Source organism: Sphingobium sp. CCH11-B1, from assembly GCF_001556865.1.
GTDB lineage: Bacteria > Pseudomonadota > Alphaproteobacteria > Sphingomonadales > Sphingomonadaceae > Sphingobium.
The window spans coordinates 22,809-29,016 of sequence record NZ_LSJY01000129.1 but is presented as its reverse complement, the minus strand read 5'-3'; the positions used below and the strand labels follow the sequence as shown (position 1 = coordinate 29,016).

The following is a 6,208-nucleotide window of genomic DNA, read 5'->3' as shown; positions in this document are numbered from 1 at the left end:
ATCGACATCATGGCGCCTCGGGGCGCGGGGGTCCGCGCCGTTGCCGATGGGTGGGTCGAAAAGATATTCTGGAGCGACGCGGGCGGCCGCACCCTCTACCAGCGCTCGGCGGACGGGCGCTTGTCCTATTATTACGCGCATCTCGACGGCTATGCGCCCGGCATTCATGAAGGGCAGCGGCTGCGGCGAGGGCAGCGCATCGCGACGGTGGGCAGCACCGGCAATGCCGATCCGTCCGCGCCGCACCTGCATTTCGCGATCCATGTGATGGAGCCAGCCGATCCCTGGTATGGCGGGCGGGCCATCAATCCCTATCCGCTGCTCATCCGTCGCTGACCTGTCCTACCGGGCGGCCGCGTCTTTATAAACGTGGCAGGCGCGCAGGAAAATGTCCTACCCAGGACATGAAATGTCGATTTCTGCGGGAAATATGCGAAGTTAAGCGCTGTTTGTCCTACGGGGCGCGGCCCTCTTGCCCTTCGGCCTGCGGCGCTGTAAATGCGCGCCAGCCTCATGCGAGGCCGGCTCTTTTCCACAATCAGACATATAGGCAGGCTCTTCCGATGAAGATCAGCGGCGTGGACATCCGTCCCGGCAACAATATCGAATATGAAGGCAGCCTGTGGCGCGCCGTGAAAATCCAGCACACGCAGCCCGGCAAGGGTGGCGCCTATATGCAGGTGGAACTGAAAAACCTGATCGACGGCCGCAAGAACAATGTCCGCTTCCGGTCGGCGGAGACGGTTGAGCGCATCCGCCTCGACACCAAGGATTTCCAGTATCTCTACGCCGAAGGCGACATGCTGGTGTTCATGGACACCGAAACCTACGAACAGATCAACCTGGCGCAGGACCTGATCGGCGACGCCGCCGCCTTCCTTCAGGACGGCATGGGCGTGACGCTCGAAATGTATGAAGATCGTCCGATCAGCGTGCAACTGCCCGAAACGATCGAGGCGACCGTGGTCGAGGCCGACGCCGTGGTGAAGGGGCAGACCGCGTCCGCCAGCTACAAGCCCGCGATCCTGGACAATGGCGTGCGCGTCATGGTGCCGCCGCACATCGTCACCGGCACCCGCATCGTCGTCGACGTCTATGAACGCGAATATGTGAAGCGGGCCGATTGATGATCGCCCGCAGCGCGTTCCTGATCGCGGCCGCCGCCCTGTCGGCGCCCGCGCTCGCCGCCGGACCGGCCACGCCGACCAAGGCGCAGCTGGACACGGCTGCCTTCCACCTCAAGGTGCTGATGAGCGCGCTCCAGTCGAAGGAGGTCGACGAGCCGATCAAGAACGCGCTGTTCGTCTGCTTCTACGAAAATCCCTTCGGCAAGATCAGCGACGCCACGACCAGGGTGCTGACGGGCAACAAGCTCAGCCCCACGGACCCGAACAAGGTGCTGACGGTCATGGCGGGCGTCTGCGGCTTTCGTCCCGGTGGGACGGCCCCGCCGCCGCCCGGCGTTCCGCCCAAGGGCGCTGCGCCCAAGTCCGGCCCGCCGCAGCAGCCCAAGAGCCGCTGACCCCCATCCAACCCATCTTCCCCGCCGGCGGGGAAGGGAGACATATAATGGTATCGCACTCCGGCCTTCTCACCGTCATGGAACGCGCCGCGCGCAAGGCGGGCTCCAAGCTCCGCCGCGACTTTGGCGAGGTCGAGCATCTTCAGGTCAGCCGCAAGGGGCCGGCCGACTTCGTGTCCAAGGCGGACCAGCAGGCGGAGCGCACGCTGGTCGAGGAATTGCAGAAGGCCCGCCCCGACTGGGGTTTCCTGCTGGAGGAGGGCGGCGAGATCGCCGGCGATCCCACCAAGCCGCGCTGGATCATAGATCCGCTGGACGGCACCACCAACTTCCTGCACGGCATTCCGCACTTCGCCATCTCAATCGCGGTCGAGGAGCCGCTCTTCGGGGGGCAGAAGCGGGAAGTGACGACCGGGCTCGTCTATCAGCCGGTCACGGACGAAAGCTACTGGGCGGAAAAGAGCCGGGGCGCGTGGCGGCATGACCAGCGATTGCGCGTGTCGTCGCGCCGCGACCTTGGCGACTGCCTGATCGCCACCGGCATTCCCTTCATGGGCCATGGCGACATGGCGCAATGGACGCGCATCTTCGGCGCGGTGGCTCCTTCGGTCGCGGGTATTCGCCGTTTCGGCGCGGCCGCGCTCGACCTCGCGCATGTCGCTTCGGGCCGCTATGACGGGTTCTGGGAAAGCGGGCTCCAGCCCTGGGACGTGGCGGCGGGCCTGCTGCTTGTGCGGGAAGCGGGCGGCTTCACCAGCGACTTCCGGGGCGGCGACCAGATGATCGACCGCAAGGAAGTGATCGCCGGCAACGACGCTATTCATTCCAAATTGCATAAATTGGTGGCTGGCGCGTTGCGCTGACGTGTAAGGGCCAAGCGCTTCAAGCACTTGGCCTTTTTGCGATTCATTCTCACTGCCGTCGCCCCTTGCTTCGCATATGCAGCAGGCCTAAAGCGCGGCCACAACCTTTTCGCCCAGGGGATTCCGTTGGTCGATCTTAGCCAATATCTGCCGATCCTGATCTTTCTCGGGATCGCCTTGCTGCTTTCGGGGACATTCGTGTTCCTGCCGATGCTGGTCGGCCGCCTGACCGGCGCGCATCAGCCCGACCCGGCCAAACTCAGCGAATATGAGTGCGGCTTCCCGGCGTTCGAGGAGCCGCGCAGCCAGTTCGACGTGCGTTTCTATCTGGTCGCCATCCTCTTCATCATTTTCGATCTTGAAGCGGCGTTCCTGTTTCCCTGGGCGGTGAGCCTTGACCAGATCGGCTGGGCCGGCTGGGCGACGATGATGATCTTCATAGCGGAGCTGGTGCTCGGCCTCGTCTATGCGTGGAAGAAGGGAGCACTCGATTGGGAGTAGAACTCGAACGGCCCGCGCCCGGCACGCTTCTGCCCGCCGGCACGCAGCCCGATCAGGCCTTCTTTGACTCGCTGAACAGTGAAGTCACCGACAAGGGTTTCCTCGTCACCTCGACCGAGGAGCTGTTCCAATGGGCACGCACCGGCTCGCTCTGGTGGATGACCTTCGGCCTTGCCTGCTGCGCGGTGGAGATGATCCACGTCAACATGCCGCGGTACGACATGGAGCGCTTCGGCGCCGCCCCGCGCGCATCCCCGCGCCAGTCGGACGTGATGATCGTCGCGGGCACGCTGTGCAACAAGATGGCTCCGGCGCTGCGCAAGGTCTATGACCAGATGTCCAACCCGAAATATGTGATTTCGATGGGCAGCTGCGCCAATGGCGGCGGCTATTATCATTACAGCTATTCCGTGGTGCGCGGGTGCGACCGCATCGTGCCGGTCGACATCTATGTGCCCGGCTGTCCGCCGACCGCCGAGGCGCTGCTGTACGGCGTGATGCAGTTGCAGCGGAAAATCCGCCGCATCGGAACGATAGAACGTTGAGGGGCTCGCGCTGATATGGGCCATTCCGCACCGAAAATCGCGACCATCGACGGCATTGCCGAGGAAATCGGCGGCCTGCTCGGCTCCATGCTGATCGACACCGTCCATCATGCCGACGAATATAGCTTCACCGTGGTTCGGGAGAGCCTGGCCGATGCCATGGCGCTGCTGCGCGAGCGCGCGCATTATCAGCAGCTCATGGAGATTGCCGGGGTCGATTATCCGGACCGGGCCGAACGGTTCGAGGTCTGCTATCATTTGCTCAGCGTCACGCGGAACCACCGCGTCCGCATCAAGGTGACGACCGACGAGGATATGCCTGTTCCCACCGTGACGCACATCTGGCCGGTCGCCGGCTGGCTGGAGCGCGAGGTGTTCGACATGTATGGGGTGGTGTTCCAGGGCAATGCCGACCTGCGCCGCATCCTGACCGACTATGGCTTCCGCGGTCATCCGCAGCGCAAGGACTTCCCGCTGACCGGCTATGTCGAGCTGCGCTATTCCGAGGAGGACAAGCGCGTCGTCTATGAGCCGGTGAAACTGGCCCAGGATTTCCGCAGCTTCGACTTCATGAGCCCGTGGGAAGGCGCGGAATATATCCTGCCCGGCGATGAGAAGGCTCCTCATGCGCCCGGCGCGCCGTCGCCGACCGCTGCGCCGCCTCCTCCGCCGTCCGCGCCCAAGGGCGACGCGGCTGCCGCGACGCCGAAGGTGACGGAGAAGAAGGCCGACACAGGCGCGGGCGAGGCGGCAAACAAGGCGGCAGAGGCGAAATCGGCCGACGCGCCGGTCAAGCCCGCCGCGCATACCGATGAGGGTAAGGGCGCAGCCAAGCCGGAGGACAAGGCGTAATGGCCGATTATCTGGACGAACTGGAGCACCGCACCGACGCCAGCGATCCGACGCTGGGCGATACGGAAATCCAGAACTACACGATCAACTTCGGTCCCCAGCACCCCGCCGCGCACGGCGTGTTGCGTCTGGTCATGGAGCTGGACGGCGAAATCGTCGAACGCTGCGACCCGCATGTCGGGCTGCTGCATCGCGGCACCGAAAAGCTGATCGAGTACAAGACCTATCTGCAGGCGCTGCCCTATTTCGACCGGCTCGACTATTGCTCGCCGCTCGGCATGGAGCACAGCTATGTGCTGGCCATCGAGAAGCTGCTGAACCTCGAAGTGCCGCTGCGCGCGCAATATCTGCGCGTGTTCTTCGCGGAACTGACCCGCATCTGCAATCATATGCTGAACCTCGGCAGCCATGTGATGGACGTGGGCGCGATGACGCCGAACCTGTGGCTGTTCGAAATCCGCGAGGATTGCCTCAACTTCTTCGAGCGCGCGTCCGGCGCGCGGATGCACAGCGCCTATTTCCGGCCGGGCGGCGTCCATCAGGACGTGCCCTTGAAGCTGCTGACCGACATCGCCGACTGGCTCGACACGCGCCTGCCGCGCCTGTTCGAGGACGCGATGAGCCTGGTGGTCGACAACCGCATCTTCAAGCAGCGCAATGTCGACATCGCCGTGGTGAGCAAGGAAGACGCGCTGAAATGGGGCTTTTCCGGCCCGATGATCCGGGGCAGCGGCATTCCCTGGGACATCCGCAAGGCGCAGCCCTATGACGTTTATGACCGGATGGAATTCGACGTTCCGGTCGGCACCAATTTCGACTGCTACGACCGGTTCATGGTCCGCGTCGAGGAAGTGCGCCAGTCCGCGCGGATCATGAAGCAGTGCCTCAATGAGATGCCCGAAGGACCGATCGCCAGCTTCGACCGCAAGGTGGTGCCGCCCAAGCGCGGCGAGATGAAGCGCTCGATGGAAGCGCTGATCCACCACTTCAAGCTCTATACCGAGGGCTTCCATGTGCCCGCCGGCGAAGTCTATGTGGCGACCGAAAGCCCCAAGGGCGAATTCGGCGTCTATCTGGTCAGCGACGGCAGCAACAAGCCCTATCGCTGCAAGATCCGCCCGACCGCCTTCAGCCACCTGCAGGCGATGGACTTCATGATGAAGGGCCACATGCTGGCCGATACGACCGCTGTCCTCGGCGCCATGGACATCGTGTTTGGAGAATGTGACCGCTAATGGCTGACGCAGTGCATATCCCCGACGAAGCCGAAACCCGCGCGCGCTGGGGCGCGTTCGAGTGGACCGCCGAAAATGCCGAGCAGGCGAAAAAGATCATCGCCCGTTATCCGGCGGGTCGCCAGCAGTCGGCGGTGATGCCGCTGCTCGACCTTGCCCAGCGGCAGGTCGGCGCGGAGACGCAGACTCAAGGGTGGCTGCCCGTGCCGGTGATGGAATATATCGGGCGGCAGCTCGATATGCCGTACATGCGCGTCTATGAGGTCGCGACCTTCTACACCATGTATAACCTCGCGCCCGTGGGCCGCTATCATGTGCAGGTGTGCGGTACGACGCCCTGCATGTTGCGCGGCTCCGACGATGTGTTCGCGGCCTGCAAGAATAAGGGTCTGGTCAAGGGCGCGACCACCCCCGACGGACTGTTCACGCTGACCGAGGTCGAATGTCTGGGTGCTTGCGCCAATGCGCCGATGGTGCAGATCAACGACGATAATTACGAAGACCTGACCTATGACAGCATGAGCGCCGTGCTGGAGACGCTGGCCGCCGGCGGCCAGCCCAAGATCGGGCCGCAGATCGACCGTCAGACCAGCGCGCCCGAAGGCGGCCCGACCACGCTCAAGGAGATGGTCACGGAAAATCATGACTATCGGGGAGAGTGGGCATGACAGGTGCCAATCTCGTCACCCC

Annotated in this window: 9 protein-coding genes; all 9 read left to right on the top strand. The window is 63.7% G+C overall.

What is annotated here, in order from left to right; translation table 11 throughout:
* The coding region (locus AX724_RS13315; protein WP_156448080.1) for a M23 family metallopeptidase at window positions 1-336 on the top strand (336 nt) is incomplete at its 5' end.
* Between the two features lie 227 nt (window positions 337-563).
* On the top strand, window positions 564-1,127 hold the full coding sequence (gene efp / locus AX724_RS13310; RefSeq protein ID WP_066767279.1) for an elongation factor P: 564 nt from the start codon (window positions 564-566) through the stop codon (window positions 1,125-1,127).
* Window positions 1,127-1,522 (top strand): hypothetical protein, encoded by a 396-nt coding sequence (locus AX724_RS13305; protein WP_066767277.1) that lies wholly within the window; start codon window positions 1,127-1,129, stop codon window positions 1,520-1,522. Before efp ends, AX724_RS13305 begins: the two co-directional genes overlap by 1 nt.
* 47 nt (window positions 1,523-1,569) lie before the next feature.
* Window positions 1,570-2,385, top strand: coding sequence for an inositol monophosphatase family protein (locus tag AX724_RS13300; protein WP_066767275.1), 816 nt, complete (start codon window positions 1,570-1,572; stop codon window positions 2,383-2,385).
* A 126-nt stretch (window positions 2,386-2,511) separates the two neighbouring features.
* The gene (locus AX724_RS13295; protein ID WP_066767287.1) at window positions 2,512-2,886 is read left to right on the top strand and encodes an NADH-quinone oxidoreductase subunit A; all 375 of its coding nucleotides are present in this window, start codon (window positions 2,512-2,514) and stop codon (window positions 2,884-2,886) included.
* A complete protein-coding gene (locus AX724_RS13290; protein ID WP_066767273.1) occupies window positions 2,877-3,431 on the top strand; it encodes a NuoB/complex I 20 kDa subunit family protein in 555 nt (184 codons plus the stop codon). Before AX724_RS13295 ends, AX724_RS13290 begins: the two co-directional genes overlap by 10 nt.
* Before the next feature lie 15 nt (window positions 3,432-3,446).
* Window positions 3,447-4,283: an NADH-quinone oxidoreductase subunit C gene (locus tag AX724_RS13285; RefSeq protein WP_066767271.1), complete on the top strand. Its 837-nt coding sequence runs from the start codon at window positions 3,447-3,449 to the stop codon at window positions 4,281-4,283.
* Window positions 4,283-5,518 carry an NADH-quinone oxidoreductase subunit D gene (locus AX724_RS13280; protein ID WP_066767266.1) on the top strand — a complete coding sequence of 412 codons (1,236 nt, stop codon included), beginning with the start codon at window positions 4,283-4,285 and terminating at the stop codon, window positions 5,516-5,518. The genes AX724_RS13285 and AX724_RS13280 overlap by 1 nt, the downstream gene beginning before the upstream one ends.
* The gene (locus AX724_RS13275) at window positions 5,518-6,186 is read left to right on the top strand and encodes a complex I 24 kDa subunit family protein (RefSeq protein ID WP_066767264.1); all 669 of its coding nucleotides are present in this window, start codon (window positions 5,518-5,520) and stop codon (window positions 6,184-6,186) included. Before AX724_RS13280 ends, AX724_RS13275 begins: the two co-directional genes overlap by 1 nt.
* Window positions 6,187-6,208: the final 22 nt, after the last annotated feature.